Origin of the sequence: Pantoea sp. OXWO6B1 (assembly GCF_001641135.1) — a bacterium.
Lineage (GTDB): Bacteria > Pseudomonadota > Gammaproteobacteria > Enterobacterales > Enterobacteriaceae > Pantoea > Pantoea allii.
In genome coordinates this window covers 1277987-1294992 of sequence record NZ_LWLR01000001.1, presented here as the reverse complement: position 1 = coordinate 1294992, position 17006 = coordinate 1277987, and the positions used below count along the sequence as shown (strand labels likewise).

Annotated in this window: 11 protein-coding genes; 5 read left to right on the top strand and 6 right to left on the bottom strand. The window is 53.6% G+C overall.

Annotated features, from left to right (window positions below):
* Positions 1-156 precede the first annotated feature (156 nt).
* The 4 genes from A6A26_RS08260 to A6A26_RS08245 form a co-directional block, all read right to left on the bottom strand.
* Positions 157-4077 carry a beta strand repeat-containing protein gene (locus A6A26_RS08260; protein ID WP_063878286.1) on the bottom strand — a complete coding sequence of 1307 codons (3921 nt, stop codon included), beginning with the start codon at positions 4075-4077 and terminating at the stop codon, positions 157-159.
* A gap of 461 nt (positions 4078-4538) precedes the next feature.
* Positions 4539-5876, bottom strand: a complete 1338-nt coding sequence (locus A6A26_RS08255) for an ABC transporter ATP-binding protein (protein WP_063878285.1) — start codon at positions 5874-5876, stop codon at positions 4539-4541.
* 10 nt (positions 5877-5886) lie between these two features.
* Positions 5887-7623 carry an ABC transporter permease gene (locus A6A26_RS08250; protein ID WP_063878284.1) on the bottom strand — a complete coding sequence of 579 codons (1737 nt, stop codon included), beginning with the start codon at positions 7621-7623 and terminating at the stop codon, positions 5887-5889.
* A 719-nt stretch (positions 7624-8342) separates the two neighbouring features.
* A complete protein-coding gene (locus tag A6A26_RS08245) occupies positions 8343-8657 on the bottom strand; it encodes a hypothetical protein (RefSeq protein WP_063878283.1) in 315 nt (104 codons plus the stop codon).
* Between the two features lie 392 nt (positions 8658-9049).
* Here A6A26_RS08245 and A6A26_RS08240 point away from each other — a divergent pair, with 392 nt between their 5' ends.
* From A6A26_RS08240 to A6A26_RS08230, 3 genes are all read left to right on the top strand, one after another.
* Positions 9050-10018, top strand: a complete 969-nt coding sequence (locus A6A26_RS08240) for a hypothetical protein (RefSeq protein WP_063878282.1) — start codon at positions 9050-9052, stop codon at positions 10016-10018.
* 5 nt (positions 10019-10023) lie between these two features.
* Positions 10024-10626: a hypothetical protein gene (locus A6A26_RS08235; RefSeq protein ID WP_082875166.1), complete on the top strand. Its 603-nt coding sequence runs from the start codon at positions 10024-10026 to the stop codon at positions 10624-10626.
* Between the two features lie 139 nt (positions 10627-10765).
* Positions 10766-11359: a hypothetical protein gene (locus A6A26_RS08230; RefSeq protein ID WP_063878281.1), complete on the top strand. Its 594-nt coding sequence runs from the start codon at positions 10766-10768 to the stop codon at positions 11357-11359.
* Positions 11360-11678: 319 nt separating this feature from the next.
* Here the strand turns inward: A6A26_RS08230 and A6A26_RS08225 are convergent, their stop codons facing one another.
* Both A6A26_RS08225 and eat read right to left on the bottom strand, forming a co-directional pair.
* Positions 11679-13019, bottom strand: a complete 1341-nt coding sequence (locus A6A26_RS08225; protein ID WP_063878280.1) for an aspartate aminotransferase family protein — start codon at positions 13017-13019, stop codon at positions 11679-11681.
* A 63-nt stretch (positions 13020-13082) separates the two neighbouring features.
* Positions 13083-14447 carry an ethanolamine permease gene (eat, locus tag A6A26_RS08220; protein WP_063878279.1) on the bottom strand — a complete coding sequence of 455 codons (1365 nt, stop codon included), beginning with the start codon at positions 14445-14447 and terminating at the stop codon, positions 13083-13085.
* 244 nt (positions 14448-14691) lie between these two features.
* Here eat and A6A26_RS08215 point away from each other — a divergent pair, with 244 nt between their 5' ends.
* Positions 14692-15696, top strand: a complete 1005-nt coding sequence (locus A6A26_RS08215) for a phosphotransferase enzyme family protein (protein ID WP_063881100.1) — start codon at positions 14692-14694, stop codon at positions 15694-15696.
* Positions 15697-15825: 129 nt separating this feature from the next.
* Complete coding sequence (locus A6A26_RS08210; RefSeq protein ID WP_063878278.1) at positions 15826-16893, top strand: AraC-like transcriptional regulator QhpR; 1068 nt, start codon at positions 15826-15828, stop codon at positions 16891-16893.
* Positions 16894-17006 lie beyond the last annotated feature (113 nt).

Sequence of the window (17006 nt, the reverse complement as noted above, 5' to 3'; positions counted from 1 at the left end):
ACAGGCCGGCCAATGAAGGTTTATCGTGTTCAGAAAAAGATAAATAACAGGCCGGATAACGATGCTCTGTTTTTTCAGGTTATTCTGCGTGCTGGGTAAAATACGCTGACATACTTTTCCCCCAGGCAACACAATAATCCCTCCAGGCTAAGACGATTATTCTTCGGGTTTATTCACGATATTATTGTCTTCATCCATCTGGTAAGGCATATCCGCTTCTATTCCCCCCTTTCCGGTTTTGGCAACCACACTGGTGTAACGCTTTCCATCCCAGCAGCGAAAAATCAGGGTTGAATTTTCCCCGGCCGTCAGCGTTGAGCCATTGCTCCCTATCAGTTTGCTGCGGCATCCCGCAGTAAGAATGCTGTTGATGCCCGCCGTCAACTTGCTTCGATCTCCCGCCATGAGTATGCATTCATTACCTGCGGTCAGTTTGCTGCGATCGCCTGCGGTGAGATAACTGTTGTTGCCTGCCAGAAGCTTGCTGCGATCCCCGGCGGTTTGGGTGCTGTCTGCACCCGCGATCAGCTTGCCGCGCTCTCCAGCCATTTGCACACTGTCTGCCCCGGAGATTAATGTGCTGCGATAACCCGCCGTTTGTGAGCTGCCTTTTCCCGCAATCAGCATGCTGCGGTTGCCCGTGATCTGTGTACTTTCCGGGCCAGCAATCAACGAGCTTCGATGGCTGGCGATCTGATTACTGCCATATCCCGCCGTTAAGCTACTGCGTCTGCCGGAAATCAGGCTGCTTCCGTAACCGGCGGTAAGTACGCTGCGAAGCCCGCTGATTAACGTACTGCCATAGCCCGCCGTCAGGAAGCTACGAATACCGCTGGTCAGCGTACTGCCGTAGCCTGCAATCAGGGAGCTGTCTGCGCCCGCCGTTGAGGTACTGCCGTAACCTGCCGTCAGCGTGCTGCTGTGTTCTGCCGTTTGCGTGCTGCCATAACCGGCTGTCAGCGTGCTTTGATAACCGGCAGTCTGGGTGCTGCCGTAACCGGCAATCAATGAGCTGTCATAACCGGCCATCGAGGTACTACCATATCCGGCAGTCAACGAACTCTCTTCCCGGGCAGTCTGCGAACTCCCGTAACCGGCCATCAGTGTACTTTTAAAACTGGCTGTCTGGGTGCTGCCATAACCGGCAATCAGCGAACTCTCATAGCCTGCCGTCGAGGTACTGCCGTAGCCGGTCGTGAGATCGCTATTCTCCTGCGCCGTCTGGGTACTGCCATAGCCCGCCGTCAGAATGCTGTTGTAGCCCGCGGTCTGGGTGCTGCCGTAGCCCGCAATCAGCGAACTGTCTGCACCCGCCGTCGAGGTGCTGCCGTAGCCTGCCGTCAGATCGCTGCGCTCCTGCGCCGTCTGGGTACTGCCGTAACCGGCTGTCAGAATGCTGTGATAGCCCGCGGTCTGGGTGCTGCCGTAGCCCGCAATCAGCGAACTGTCGTAACCCGCCGTCGAAGTGCTGCCGTAGCCGGTCGTCAGATCGCTCTGCTCCTGCGCCGTCTGGGTACTGCCGTAACCGGCGGTCAGGATGCTGTTGTACCCGGCAGTCTGGGTGCTGCCATAGCCCGCAATTAATGAGCTGTCGGCACCGGCGGTTGAGGTGCTGCCGTAGCCGGTCGTCAGATCGCTGCGCTCCTGCGCCGTCTGGGTACTGCCGTAACCGGCGGTCAGGATGCTGTTGTACCCGGCAGTCTGGGTGCTGCCGTAGCCCGCGATTAATGAGCTGTCGGCACCGGCGGTTGAGGTGCTGCCGTAGCCCGTCGTCAGCACACTCTGCTCGCGCGCCGTCTGGGTACTGCCATAGCCCGCCGTCAGGCTGCTGTGATAGCTGGCGGTCTGGGTGCTGCCGTAGCCTGCAATGATTGAACTGTCGGCACCCGCCGTGCCGGTACTGCCATAACCCGCGGTGAGGTCACTGCCTTCTCGCGCCGTCTGGGTACTGCCGTAGCCCGCCGTCAACACACTGTTGTAGCTGGCGGTCTGGGTACTGCCGTAGCCCGCAATCAGCGAGCTGTCGGACCCGGCGGTTGAGGTGCTGCCGTAGCCGGCGGTGAGATCGCTGCCCTCCTGCGCCGTCTGGGTACTGCCGTAACCGGCTGTCAGGATACTGTTGTACCCGGCGGTCTGGGTGCTGCCATAGCCTGCAATCAGCGAGCTGTCGGCACCTGCCGTAGAGGTACTGCCGTAGCCTGTCGTCAGCACACTCTGCTCACGCGCCGTCTGCGTACTGCCGTACCCCGCTGTCAGGCTGCTGTTATAGCTGGCTGTCTGAGTGCTGCCGTAGCCTGCAATGATTGAACTGTCTGAGCCCGCCGTGCCGGTACTGCCATAACCGGCGGTGAGGTCGCTGCCTTCTCGCGCCGTCTGGGTACTGCCGTAGCCCGCCGTCAACACACTGTTGTAGCTGGCGGTCTGGGTACTGCCATAGCCTGCAATCAATGAACTGTCTGACCCGGCTGTAGACGTACTGCCATAACCGGTGATGAGGTCGCTTTCTTTCTGCGCGGTCTGCGTACTGCCGTAACCCGCCGTCAGCGTGCTGCTGTAACCCGCAGTCTGGGTACTGCCATAGCCCGCGATCAATGAACTTTCATAACCGGCAGTCGAGGTACTGCCATAACCGGCGGTGAGATCGCTGCCCTTCTGCGCGGTCTGGGTGCTGCCGTAACCCGCCGTCAGCGAGCTGTCTTCGCCCGCCGTCTGGGTACTGCCGTAGCCCGCGATTAATGAACTGTCGGCCCCCGCCGTGCCGGTGCTGCCGTAACCGGCGGTGAGATCGCTGCCCTTCTGCGCGGTCTGCGTACTGCCGTAACCCGCCGTCTGGCTGCTCTCTTCCCCGGCCGTCTGGGTACTGCCGTAGCCCGCGATTAATGAACTGTCGGACCCCGCCGTACCGGTGCTGCCGTAACCGGCGGTCAGATCGCTGCCCTTCTGCGCGGTCTGCGTACTGCCGTAACCCGCCGTCAGCGAGCTGTCTTCGCCCGCCGTCTGGGTACTGCCGTAACCGGCGATCAATGAGCTGTCATCCCCCGCCGTGCCGGTGCTGCCGTAACCGGCGGTGAGATCGCTGCCTTTCTGCGCGGTCTGCGTGCTGCCGTAACCCGCCGTCTGGCTGCTCTCTTCCCCGGCCGTCTGGGTGCTGCCATAGCCTGCGATCAACGAACTGTCGGACCCCGCCGTACCGGTGCTGCCATAACCGGCGGTGAGATCGCTGCCCTTCTGCGCGGTCTGGGTGCTGCCGTAACCCGCCGTCAGCGAGCTGTCTTCCCCTGCCGTCTGGGTACTGCCGTAACCGGCGATCAATGAGCTGTCATCCCCCGCCGTGCCGGTGCTGCCGTAACCGGCGGTGAGATCGCTGCCTTTCAGGCCGGTCTGCGTACTGCCGTAACCCGCCATTTGACTGCTCTCTTCCCCGGCGGTCTGGGTGCTGCCGTAGCCTGCGACTAATGCGCTGTCTGCCCCCGCCGTACCGGTGCTGCCATAACCGGCAATTAATGTGCTGTTATCGCCCGCCGTCTCGGTACTGCCATACCCGGCGATCAGCTGACTCTGATGCGTGCCGCTGAGCGTACTGCCATAGGTTCCGATTTCAATTTTTTGCGTCGGCTGAGTGCTGCCTGATTCGATGGTTGCATCAATATCATCGACTACGGGCAGCGATCGCTCCCCTGCCTTTATTTCTGAAGCGACATCAGGAATAACCGATCCGGCCTGCGTTTCCGTACTGGCAATATAATCAGCGTGATGGTGCAGGATAAATTGCATTGCACTGGTTTTCGTTCCGACGTGAAGAACCTCAGCACGGGGAAATTTAACCCAGCCATGGGTTTCTATCGCGATACATTCATCGAAAGGGACTTCAGCGACAACCCACCTGGCATCGGCATGCAGGCTTAGCGGTGAATCCGATCCTTTTCCCCAGGCCAGTCCCGTCAGCCCGTTCTCAAAGCCTTTGACAGGCTTCCAGTATTTGCACTCCACGATACCGCTCAAGGGCCAGATGATTCCGCCGTGATCGGCCATATTATTAGCACAGGTACGCAATATTAAAATCTTGTCATCTTTCATGTCTAAACCTTCATTTCATCAGGGCATCAAAATAGTCTTACTCCTGTAGTTAAAAAAGGACCTAATTATAATTATTTAAATATCGCCTAACTCACAGATATTAATTCGATCATGAAATATTAATAAATAATAAATTATCAATACTTAATTTTCAGGATCAAAATAATAACTACATAATAGAATTAAACACTGATAACTCTTTATTTTTTTGAAAAACAAAAACAGAAAAAATATACGAATTACCCAATTAAATGACTGGTTTTGAGAGTGCAGGCAATTAATTATAATTATTAATTACAGTAGTAAGCTATTTATATCCGGGAGAGAGGGACAGTATAAAATGCGGCATCTTGATGCGTCAGGAGGGATTTTTAACCTTGAGAATCTTTCAGGCACCATCCCGCGCTGAAAATCGGGATGGTGTAAACCGTGAATAGCCACGTTTCACTGAGCGAACGGGATCAGAACTCAACGTCTTCCAGACTGAAGAATTCGGTCTGATCATTATAAGAGAAGATCTCCGCATAGCGGCCCCAGTTGATCACGCTGTCCAGGGTCTCTTTGGCGGCGCTGTCAGCCAGCGAGTCTTCCAGCTCCTGCTCAAAGCGCACGCGCGGTGCACGATGGCCCGGGCGCTCATCCAGAACAGTTTTAATCAAGGCCGCCAGCGGTACATAACGCAGCAGATGATCGGCAAACATGATTTTGCGCTGCTGCGTATCCGACTCGGCAAAAACCCGGGCGGGCGGTGTCAGAAAAATGTCCCCTTCCCGCACGTCGGCAAAGCCCAGCGACTGCAGCACCTCGGCTATCGGGAACAGCTCATCCACCTCCAGATGCAGCGAACGGGCCACATCTGGCATGTCTGCACGACCGTGATAGGGCGCGGCCGCGAGGGTTTCAATCAGGCCGGCCATCAGGTTAGTCGATACGTGAGGCAGACGTGTGCCCAGCCTGAGGCTCTTTTTCACGTTATCGCTGGTTGGTCTGGCCGTCATCTGGGTGTACACATCATCGACCAGACGACGGAACGCGGGGTCCAGGCGATTGCGGGGATGACCAAAAGGAACCTTGATTTCCGCGACCACACGTCCGGGGTTAGACGACAGCACCAGGATACGGTCGCACATAAAAACAGCTTCTTCGATGTTGTGGGTGACGATAAGCACCGACTTCATCGGCATCTGGCCTTCGTTCCACAAATCGAGTAAATCGGTACGTAACGTTTCGGCGGTTAATACGTCCAGCGCGGAGAAAGGCTCATCCATCAATAACAGGGTGGGATCGACCACCAGCGCGCGCGCAAAGCCGACACGCTGGCGCATCCCGCCGGACAGCTCGCGCGGATAGGCGTTTTCAAAACCGTCCAGACCGATCAGGTCGATGGCCGCCAGCGCGCGTTTCCTGCGTTCCGCTTTTTCCACGCCCAGCGCCTCAAGGCCAGCTTCCACGTTTTGCAGCACCGTCAACCAGGGAAACAGCGCAAAGGTCTGAAACACCATTGCGACGCCTTTGGCGGGCCCGTTGAGCGGCTTGCCCAGATACTCGACTGAACCGGAACCCGGCGTAATCAGGCCAGAAATGATGCGCAGCAGTGTCGATTTTCCTGAACCGGAGCGGCCCAGCAGAGCGACAATCTCCCCTTCCTGCAGGGTGAGATTGACGTCATCGAGGATCAGCACTTCGCCATGCGTTTTATCGTAACCGTGCTTAATGCCTTTTACCGACAGGACCGCTTTGCGCCCTTCTGGTTTTCTGTTCGACACGTCTGCGTTCAGTGTGGATGGGTTGTTTAACATCAGGTGTCCCTTAATTAGCACGGAATTTTGATTCGGCGTACACGTACAGTGGTCGCCACAGCAGACGGTTGAACAGGGTGACAAACAGCGACATCACCGCGATCCCCAGAATGATTTTGGGAAAGTCGCCGGCGGCGGTTTTTTGTGCAATATAAGCACCTAAACCGTGCGCCGTGACCTGAGTATTTCCCCACTGCACGAATTCAGACACGATGCTGGCATTCCACGCGCCTCCGGAGGCGGTAATCGCCCCTGTAATGTAGTAAGGAAAAATGCCGGGTAACATCACCTGACGCCACCATTGCCAGCCGCGGATATGAAAGTTCGCTGCGGCCTCTTTATAGTCATTGGGAAACGCCGTGGTCCCCGCCACGACGTTGAACAGAATGTACCACTGGGTGCCCAGCACGATGAGCGGTGACAGCCAGATGTCCGGATTAAGATGGAAATGCACAATCATAATCACGAATACGGGAAACATCAGGTTTGCCGGGAAGGCCGCGAGGAACTGGGCGACCGGCTGGATTTTCCCCGCCAGGGCAGGCCGCAGGCCGATCATGACGCCCAGCGGCACCCATACCAGCGACGAAATCAGGATCAGTATCGTCACACGTAATAAGGTAATCAGCCCCAGCGTAAAGACGTGTTTCACCTCATCGAGCGTGACGCCGAGTTGAACATAGGTGATGACCCGGTAAACCACATACAGGGTCAGTAAGATCACAAAGGCACCCCAGACAATATCACCCCACCGCGAGGCGCGTTGCGTACGGCTCTCAGCACGTACCGGTCCCCTTGCTGGCCAGCGCCACGAGATACGCGCCAGCGCTGACAGCAGCAGCCGTAATGGCGTAAAGATTTGGTGAATCAGACGCGTCCTGCGCATCAGGTCACGCACCCATGATGTGGGTGCATTGCCTGAACGCGTGTTTTCCATACGGAATTTATCCGCCCAGGCGACCAGCGGCCTGAACAGCAGTTGGTCATAAGCCAGAATCACAATCACCATGGTCAGTAATACCCAGCCCACCGCGTGAATGTCTTTATGCAGAATAGCCTGCGCCAGGTAGCCACCCACGCCGGGCAAGGTAAAGGTGTTATTGCCCACGGTAATCGCTTCAGAGGCGACAATAAAGAACCAGCCGCCTGACATCGACATCATCATGTTCCAGACCAGCCCTGGCACGGCAAAAGGCGCATCCAGCTTCCAGAAACGCTGCCATCCGGTCAGATGGAAGCCGCGCGACACTTCAACCAGGTCGGCTGGCACCGTGCGTAGCGACTGATAAAAGCTAAAGGTCATATTCCAGGCCTGACTGGTGAACAGGGCAAAGATGGCCGCCAGCTCAACGCCCAGCACCTGCCCCGGAAAGAGCGCAATAAAGAAGGTGACAGTAAAGGAGATGTAGCCCAGCACCGGCACGGACTGCAGGATATCCAGAATGGGCACCAACACTTTTTCAGCGCGACGGCTTTTGGCGGCCAGCGTGCCGTAAATCAGGCTGAAGACCAGTGAAGCCAGCATCGCCACCAGCATGCGCAAGGTGGTGCGCATGGCATATTCTGGCAGATTAGAAGGATCGAGCGAGATCGCCTGCGTTTTTAAACTGTCTATCGGCATCAGCGTTTGATGAAAGCCCACCGCCACCATCGCAATCAGGCAGATAATCAGGGGAAAAGCCACGGCATCCCAGACGTTAGGCAATAACCGTCTGTTGGCCGCCAGCATGGTGAATCGGAAGTTCATGAACCCTCTCTTCTTTTCATCACGGGAGCGACTGAATTATTTCAGGTGAGGGATTATCAGGCAGGATTATTAAACGTATGCTCACCTGATGACGGGGTTTTTGTTAATTTTTTATGAAGGCAAAACCCCGATCTGATCGCTCATCCCCAAATGCATTAGTTTCCCATCAAAAACCGGCCCGGCAATGTCGTCAGGACGCCTTCAAACATCCAATGCCTACTGAAGCATAGAGTAGATTTATTGCTATAAATAAAACACGCGACGGCGCTACTAACGGCGATGGCGAATTTATCATGCCCTGTCACATAAGTTTCTGGCAGGTGAGCGTCCTGCTTGTGAGATGACAATCAGGAAGAGAGTGGCATAAAAGCATTAGAAAAGTTAAACAAGATGATGATTTCGTGCAGGCGGCTTAACGAAGGCGCTGAGTCAGGATCAACACGGTTGCTCTCAAAACGGATGCCTGGTCACTCACGCAACGTCTGTGCTTTGCGGCAGCAAGACGGCTCGGGAAGGGGAAAACATCTCACGCTGCTGATGCTGAGCGATTGCAACGTGAATATTCAGATCGGGTTCGTGCCACTAAAATGGGTACAACCGTTGAAAGAAACGCGCGTTCAAGACAGGAAACCACGGGATGGGTGTTTCTTTGATTTATTGCGAAAGGCGAACCGGTAAACGGAGATTCCCTGCCCGAAATACAGGCAGGGAAACGGTTTTTAGTTATGTACTTTAACTGGCGTACATTTTGGCACGGTGACGACCGGTTCCTGGCCCAGGATGCCGGGGATCATCTGAGACTGACAGTCAAAAATACGGCCTTTATCTGTGGTTGCACGATAAGACAGCATTTGAGATCCCAGTGTATCTGGTTTTGTCGCGGACACGTTGGTTACGGTCAGCTCATCAGAAGAACTCAAACCCAGCATTTTTGCTGTCTCGGTCTGAAGGGGAGGAATGGCGTCATTAGAAGACATCGTGCTACAGCCACTCAGCGCAAGGAGAGCAAAAGCAACAAGTACCCTGTTTTTCATGATTTTATTTATCCCAAATAAATGTAAAAGGAGAGGTTAAAAAAACTCAAGCATTTGATTAATTCCTGCACGATAGTTTTAAACCTTTCCGCCACATTAAAGCAACAAATTATGTCGCTTTGGTGCTACGCGTTTTGTTGATAAAACGGATATAACCTGGCTGACAGCGCATAAGTCGCGGCATGAAAAGGTTGCATTGTCATGAAATGTAAAGCAGGGTTAATCACTTGATAAGCCACAAACTTCTTACAGAGGGATGGCTGGCATGGATGGCGACATCGACACATTGATGGCTCTAATGGATCATTAAGACTATTCCTAATTAATTCGTTTCCGCTGCGCTTTACCCTTGACGCTTCATAACCCGGTCATCATCAGCAAGGAGTGAGCTAATGGCCTTATCAGAATCCTATTCAAATAACCTTCCGGATTACGGCCTTGGCCGACGGATGGGCCTGGTGTCCGCAGATGACATTGATTTCACCGCCCTGGCCAATCGTCTGGATTGCACGCGCGATTTTAGTCAGGTGGGCATCATCTATTCCGATGGCCGCGAACAATGGCTTGTTCGCCCTTCTCGCCGCTACGCTTCGCCAAACCGAAGTAGTGTGAGTCATGTGGTGATTACTAAGGTCAATGCCACTACGCCGCAGGTAGCAGCGAAGTCACTCACGGATACGCTGAGTAAGCCTTCTTTGGCGAATGAGATTACGTCGACGGCGTTTTCATGTGGGGCAGCTGTGGCGACAGCATTTCTCGCCATCGCAGCAGGAAGCACAGTACCATTAACAGCAGGAGCAACTGGCGTTGTTGCCGGGATAATCGCCGCTGGAACCTTTGCAACTGTAGGTCAGTGTTTAAATGGTGGAGCCCGACTATTGTTAATCAGTGCAGGAAATGAAGAAAGCGTCAGTTGGATAGATAGTCAAGGTTGGTACTCAGCAACTTGTACCGCTTTAGATGTGATTTCTTTAGCAGGTGCAGGCGCAGGACTAAAAAGTATTTTTGATACTTACAAACTGATGAGGGGTGCTTCATCCGCACGCGCAATCGAGTGGTTGAAAACGTTGAGCAGAGCAGAGAGAAAGCGAATTACTCAAGAGATCATCCGTATTCAAAACCCGGGTATTTCAAATTCTGGCATCAAAGCCATTATGCAAATGGGCGGATACCCTAAGCGTTTTCCCACTGAAGCATTGCAGAAATCACTACAAAAAGAGTTAGCTAACGCCATTATTAATACCTCTGCATTTGTCGGCAGTGCCTTGACAGGGACCATTCGTAATCCACAGAACATATCACAGTCAGGAAAATATATTATAGGATTACTCCAGTCATTTAATGCTACAGGGGTTAATTGATACACATGCTGAAAAAGCTCAAAAAAACGCTGACCCTAAGCGAAATTTATAACAAAAAAATTGATACATCTGATATTGCCAAACTGGAATTAATAAAAGATGAAATGATTGACGAGATGAAGAAACCTGTCGGTTGGCACACAATGGGCGTTCCACTTGTTGCAAGTTGCTTTCTGGCTTTATTTAGTTTTATTATTCCTCAGGTCTCGTTTTGGAAAGGCATTTATGCACTAATGGGATGGCCACAATATGCTTTAATGATTGGCATTATGGTTTCAGCATTTTCCTATGCGTTCCTCATTGTTCTTTCATTATTTTTTGTGGCAAAAGGCAGTTATCTTTTTTTAAAATTCCACTTAGTTATTCTTTCGATAACAACATTATCTTCTTTGCTCTTCATCATTTATTGTTTTTTTTCGGCATTAGCAGACTCAGACGTGCATGTATTACTATTTGGTCTTTCATTTGCGGGAGTTTTTGCTGTATACCTTTCCTTTAAGTGTCTGGATACTAGCATTTTTTACCGCATGATTGCCTACTGCTTGCACAATCGCGCATGGCGTAAGCAAATTGAAATGCAAAGAAAAAAACCACACCTCGTAAAGTAAAAAGTTTATAGCAACTAAATTGTACAATTTACAGCCTCGTTTCGAGGCTTTTTTGTTTAAATATACGATCCGTATTGTATTTGATTAAATCGATATATCCTTTTTTAATGAAAAATGCACAGGGAGGGCTTTGACAATCATGCTTAATCATTTGAAAAGTTCATTAGCGCTCAGTAAAAAAGTCACCGTACAAATTATCCAGGCTAATGACGAACAGCTTGAATCCATTAAAGATGAGATGACAGATGAGATGGACGTGCCGATTGGATGGCATACTATGGGTCTTCCACTGATAGCAAGTGTCATGCTCACATTGATAAGTTTTTCTCTTCCTCAAATCTCTCTCTGGCATGGCATTTCAAATTGGATGAACTGGTCAGAACATGCTTTTTTGACAGGAACAATAATCACAGATTTTATATATTGCATCATCATAAACCCTTTAATGATTCTGATAGCAAGAGGGCAATACTGGGCACTTAAAAGCTATGTTTACTTAACCTTTAGCACTACCGTGTTAGTCGTGCTATTTTTTATATATACCACATTTGGCATGTTACTCGGTGCAGAGATAAAAACCACTCATTTGGTAGCCTCAATCATTGGAACCATTTTAATTGCATTGAGTTTAAGATGTCTTAACAGCATGATTTTTTATCGCATGATTGCCTACTGCTTGCACAATCGCGCATGGCGTAAGCAAATTGAATCAGAACGCAAGCACGCGTCGTAAGCAGGAAGTTTACATTAATCAGATTAAACGATCTCAGGCCTTTTCCCAGGGCCTGATTAAAAAACCTTAGCAAACGCTGAGTACAAAAAATTATAATATTCAACCCGTAACAAGATACACACCTGTTAAATTAACCTCATTATAAATCCTTTAAGTTAAATTAAAATAAGACTGAAAGCCTCAATATTTAACACAATATTCCGTTTTGCTGACCTGACTGAGCCCGGCATGCGTCGGGCTTTCTTCGCTCACCAATCACCGCTACACCGCCAGCCGGGCCATACGCCGGGCAGTTAGTCATCCTGTGCCCGGCGACGGTTTATCCCTGCAGTTTTCTCAGGCAGCGATCCATGGCACTGACCACCCAGTCGATATCGCCCGTCTGGAAACAGAGCGGCGGTCTGATCTTCAGCACGTTGCCGTAAGGCCCGGCGACAGACGTCAGCACACATTCCTCGCGCAGCGCCTCAACCAGATCGAGCGCCAGCCTTTTGTCTGGCTGCTTAGTTTCTCTGTCCGTGACCAGCTCAAAGCCGATAAACAGGCCTGCGCCGCGCACGTCGCCTATGCAGGCATAACTATCCTGAAGCGACTGCAAGGCCGATAACAAGGCTTGCCCGGTTTTCAGGCTGTGTGCCTGAAGTGCCTCCTGCTCAATCACATCCATCACCGCATGCGCCGCCGCCATCGAAACCGGATTGCCGCCAAACGTATTGAAATACGGCAGCGAATCACTGAAGGCCGCCATAACCGGCGCTTTCGCCATCAAACCGGATACGGGAATACCGTTACCCATCGGCTTGCCCGTCGTTACCACGTCGGGCACCACGCCGTGGCGCGCAAATCCCCAGAATGCTTCCCCCGTGCGGGCAAAACCGGGTTGAACCTCATCGGCAATAAAAATCCCGCCGTTTTGATGAACCACTTCAATCGCCTGCTTTAAAAAGCCAGGCTCGCCGGGCAATACCCCGTCAGAAGAGAAAATCGAATCGGCCAGGAACCCCGCAAACTTGATACCGTGCGCGGCCATATCATCGATCTGTTTCTGAATTTCGTGGGCAAACCAGGCACCCTGATCGGCAGGCTGAATGCGATAAAAATCGGGCGATGCCACCAGTCGGGTATGCGATGACAGCGGCTGACCGCTGCCCAGTGCCGGTGATACACCGGACGTCAGCGCACTGGTACCGTGATAGGCCTCTTTCGAAACGATAATGCCCGTGCCGCCGCTCCAGGCGTGCGCCATGCGTATTGCCAGATCGTTCGCCTCGGAACCCGTACACATGTACATAGCCCGATCGATGGCCGTCGGCATCGTTGCCAGAATTCGTTCGCTATATTCCAGGATAGACTCATGCAGATAGCGCGTGTGCGTATTCAGCCGCATCATCTGCTGATGCACGGCCTCCACAACCGCCGGATGGCAGTGGCCGATGCTGGCGACGTTGTTATACATATCCAGGTACTGGTTACCCGCCTGGTCCCAGAGATACTGACCCTGTCCCCGCACCAGATGCACGGGATTACGATAAAACAGCCGATACGACTCGCCCAGCACCTTACTGCGTTTATCGGTTAACTGGCGAATCGCCGGGGCCAGCGCTTCCGCGTTCTCTGCACGAAAGCTGTTGGTATCCATAATGGTTGAACGTACCGTCATCATTGCTCCTCAGGTTCAATGCAGACGCTGGCGCACATCAGTGCGCGGCAGCGCCTGTCTGCGTTAGTCGATCTCCGCCGCGACAGAGGTTTGCGCGATCGTGCCGCGCCGGGAGTGGGTGGTCAGAAAATAGAGGTAACCCACGACCATAAAGGCCAGGAACAGCGCGCCAATCTCTGGGTTAAACCACAACATCGCCGCCAGGCAGATCAGCGAGCCGCACAGGGCAATCGCGGGGATAACCGGATAACCCGGCGCGCGGTAGCTGCGTTCCAGCCCGGGGGCCGTGCGACGCAGCTTAAACAGGCTCAGCATGCTCATGATGTACATCACAATCGCACCAAATACCGACATGGTGATCATGGCAGCGGTCAGGCTCATCCCCTGAAAGCTGATACCGTCAGAAAAAATGGCCAAAATCCCTACCACGCCACCGGCCAGAATCGCACGGTGCGGTGTGTTAAACCGCGACAGCTTCGCCAGAGCGGGCGGCAGATAGCCTTCACGGGCCAGCGCAAAGAACTGGCGCGAATAGCCCATGATGATGCCGTGAAAACTGGCAATCAGACCGAATAAGCCAATCCAGACCAGCATGTGCATCCAGCGCGAATCATTACCGACCAGCATTTTCATCGCCTGCGGCAGCGGATCGTTGATGCCCGATAATGTACGCCAGTCGCCTGCACCGCCCGCAAACACCATCACGCCAATCGCTAAAACCACCAGCGTTAAAATGCCGCTGATATAGGCGCGAGGAATAGTGCGGCGCGGGTCTTTTGCCTCTTCTGCCGCCATCGCAACGCCTTCAATCGCCAGAAAGAACCAAATGGCAAAGGGAATCGCGGCAAACATGCCGGACACAGAAGCCCCTGAGAAGGTTTCTTGTCCTGCCCAGCCGTGGGCAACAAAATTCGCCAGACTAAAGCCGGGTGCCACAACGCCCATAAAGACCAGCAGCTCAATCACGGCAAGCAGCGTGACCAGTAACTCAAAGGTGGCAGCGATGCTGACGCCGACGATATTCAGCCCCATAAACACCAGATAGGCGCACACGGCGATAAGCTTTGGATTGATCTCCGGAAACTGTACATTGAGATAGGCACCGATCGCCATCGCAATAGCGGGAGGCGCAAACACAAACTCGATCAGCGTAGCGATACCGGCAATCAGCCCGCCGGTGTCACCGAACGCCCGGCGGCTGTAGGCAAACGGGCCACCTGCCTGAGGAATGGCCGTTGTCAGTTCGGTAAAGCTGAAGATAAAGCAGGTATACATGACGGCAACAAAAAACGTCGTAACCAGAAAGCCCAGGGTGCCAGCTGCGCCCCAGCCGTAGCTCCAGCCGAAATACTCACCCGATATCACCAGCCCCACGGCGATGCCCCAGAGTCGCAGGGTGCCCAGGGTGGGTTTCAGTTTCTCTTTCATCACTGCGTTCCCCGTCTGTGTTAATGGAAAATAGGCTGCACAAAAGCTGTCGGGTAGATGATGGACACAGTGAGGAGGGAAAAACTTGACCGCAGAAAACAGAACGCCGTGATTTAAGGTCAACTTGCCCCAGGCCAGGCCGTCAGGTGCCTGCCAAAGTCAATTTTCCTCTGCTTTCAGGTCAAGCGTGCAGGCAGGGTTCAGCGCCATGCTGACTCCACACGCAGAAACCTGGGAGCCGGACATGAGCATTAAACAGTATGACACGCTGAGTAACGACACCATCCTTCAGCTTGCCCACCGGGCATTAATAAACTATCCCGCCTGTTCGCAGGCAGAGGTCAGGCTGCTGTGCCGCTCGGAAAACGCCACGCTTTCTGTCAGCACGCCGCAGGGCCGCTATGCGTTACGGATTCACCGCGGCGATTATCACGCGAAGCAGGATATTGAAAGTGAACTGCTCTGGCTGGACGCACTTCAGGCGGCAGACATTATAGTGCCCGTCGCTGTAGAAGATCGGCAAGGTGAACGCATTCAGATCCTGCCGCTGCCCGACGGTGGCGAACGCTATGCGGTGCTGTTCCACTGGATAGAGGGCGATATGCTGACCGACAGCGTCGATCCGGCAGCGTTTCGCCAGTTAGGTGCCATCACTGCCCGTCTGCACCAGCACAGTCGGCAATGGCAAAAGCCGCAGGGATTTCGCCGCATTATCTGGGATCACCATACGATGGTTTCTCCGTCCGGCCATTGGGGAGACTGGCGTGACGTAGCAGGCTTACCCGCCGCCGAGCACGCGGTAGTGGAAGAAACACTGGAACATGTGCGCCGCCAGATGATGGATTTTGGCCAGTCACCCGCGCGCTATGGGCTGATTCATGCAGACCTGCGTCTGACAAACCTGCTGGTAGATAAAGGTGAAACCCGGGTGATCGATTTTGATGATTGCGGCATGGGCTGGTACTTACACGACCTTGCCGCCGCGATCAGTTTTGTTGAACATCATCCGAGCGCGCCCCAGTGGGTAGAAAACTGGTTAAAGGGATATGAACAGGTCGCGCATATCAGCGATCAGGAACTGGCGATGATCCCGGCCATGCTGATCCAGCGGCGCATCCAGCTTACCGCCTGGGTGGCTTCCCACCGTGAAACCGAGATGGCGCGCAGCCTGGGTCACCAATGGGCCAGCCACACCGTGCGGCTGTGTCATCGTTATCTTGAGGGCGCTGCGCTGCCGATTGGCGTTTAACGCACCGCCGCAGTGCCTGATTGCGGTGCAAAAATAAAAGCGCACCGGGTAAGCGGTTGTTATCACGGATATTCCAGCTGGTATGTTTTTTGCAGAATAACAAGACGTTCACTTTTTGCGGAAAACAAGATGACCATCAGAGTTCCAGAAGCCGCTTTAACGGCCATCTCCGGCGCAGGCAGTGGCCATCGCGGTGTGTTATCCGCCGCCGCAACGGGCTTAGGCGAATTTATCAATGCACAGGGCGGCGATGTCGATCGCATTTTCGGGATCAGCGGGATCGATCCCGATACGCTCGCCTGCCCCACGCTGAGTCTGGATTTGGTCAGCTACTGCCGGGTGCTGGAGGAAGCCGCAAGCCAGGCCGGCGTGGACAACTTTGGTCTGCAGTACGGTCACCAGTTCCGGCCACAGTCCCTGGGGCTGATTGGCTATATCGGATTGTGTTCCGCCACGCTGGAACAGGCCCTGCATAATGTGGTGAATGCTTTTCCCTTTCACCAACACAACACCTGCATCCGGCTGACAGAACGCAGCGACTGCTGGCAACTGGACTATCAGGTACGTCATGGTGTGATCCTGATGCGCCGACAGGACGCCGAGCTGACACTGGGCATGTTCCTCAACCTGATCCGCCATGCCGCCGGTCGCCACTGGGCACCGCGCGAAGTGCATTTTGAGCATCCGCGTCCGGAGCACTGGCATGAACACTGCAAAGTGTTTGATGCACCGGTTTACTTCGATCAACCCTTTAACTCGATGATCATCGCGAAGGCGGATCTGAACCGAAAAATGCCGGATCATGATCCTATGCTGCTACTGGTCATGCAGGATGCCATCCGCCGGCTTAGCCCGCCCGTCGTTCGTCAGGATACCGTGAATCAGACCCGAACCGACATCCACCTTCAGTTACTGAACGGAGAGCCGTCGTTAGAAATCATTGCTGAAAAACAGGGCTTATCCGCCTGGTCGTTGCAGCGGCGCTTGCGCGATGAGCGCACCTGCTTTTCAGCACTGGTCGACAGCGTTCGCAAAGAGATGGCTACCCATTATCTGAAACAGCATCATCTTTCTGTTTCCGAGATGGCGCTGCTGCTGGGTTACTCTGAAGTGAGCGCCTTTTCGCGCGCCTTCCGCCGCTGGTTCGGTTGCAGCCCGCGCGATTGCCGTAAATCACAAGAGGGGCTGTTCTTGTAGGCATTAAATGAGGGCGATACGTGGCAGCACAGACGCTTTCCCTGCCCGGGCACCACCGGCGCAGATACGCCACAGGGTAAAATCTCCGCGCTGCTTTTTATCAATGGCAAAAT

Bases quoted from the DNA above. Each gene is read 5' to 3' on its own strand.
- A6A26_RS08255 (WP_063878285.1), bottom strand. From the start codon at position 5,876: ATGTTAAACAACCCATCCACACTGAACGCAGACGTGTCGAACAGAAAA.
- A6A26_RS08245 (WP_063878283.1), bottom strand. From the start codon at position 8,657: ATGAAAAACAGGGTACTTGTTGCTTTTGCTCTCCTTGCGCTGAGTGGC.
- eat (WP_063878279.1), bottom strand. From the start codon at position 14,447: ATGAAAGAGAAACTGAAACCCACCCTGGGCACCCTGCGACTCTGGGGC.
- A6A26_RS08230 (WP_063878281.1), top strand. From the start codon at position 10,766: ATGCTTAATCATTTGAAAAGTTCATTAGCGCTCAGTAAAAAAGTCACC.
- A6A26_RS08240 (WP_063878282.1), top strand. From the start codon at position 9,050: ATGGCCTTATCAGAATCCTATTCAAATAACCTTCCGGATTACGGCCTT.
- A6A26_RS08260 (WP_063878286.1), bottom strand. From the start codon at position 4,077: ATGAAAGATGACAAGATTTTAATATTGCGTACCTGTGCTAATAATATG.
- A6A26_RS08250 (WP_063878284.1), bottom strand. From the start codon at position 7,623: ATGAACTTCCGATTCACCATGCTGGCGGCCAACAGACGGTTATTGCCT.
- A6A26_RS08215 (WP_063881100.1), top strand. From the start codon at position 14,692: ATGAGCATTAAACAGTATGACACGCTGAGTAACGACACCATCCTTCAG.
- A6A26_RS08210 (WP_063878278.1), top strand. From the start codon at position 15,826: ATGACCATCAGAGTTCCAGAAGCCGCTTTAACGGCCATCTCCGGCGCA.
- A6A26_RS08225 (WP_063878280.1), bottom strand. From the start codon at position 13,019: ATGACGGTACGTTCAACCATTATGGATACCAACAGCTTTCGTGCAGAG.
- A6A26_RS08235 (WP_082875166.1), top strand. From the start codon at position 10,024: ATGCTGAAAAAGCTCAAAAAAACGCTGACCCTAAGCGAAATTTATAAC.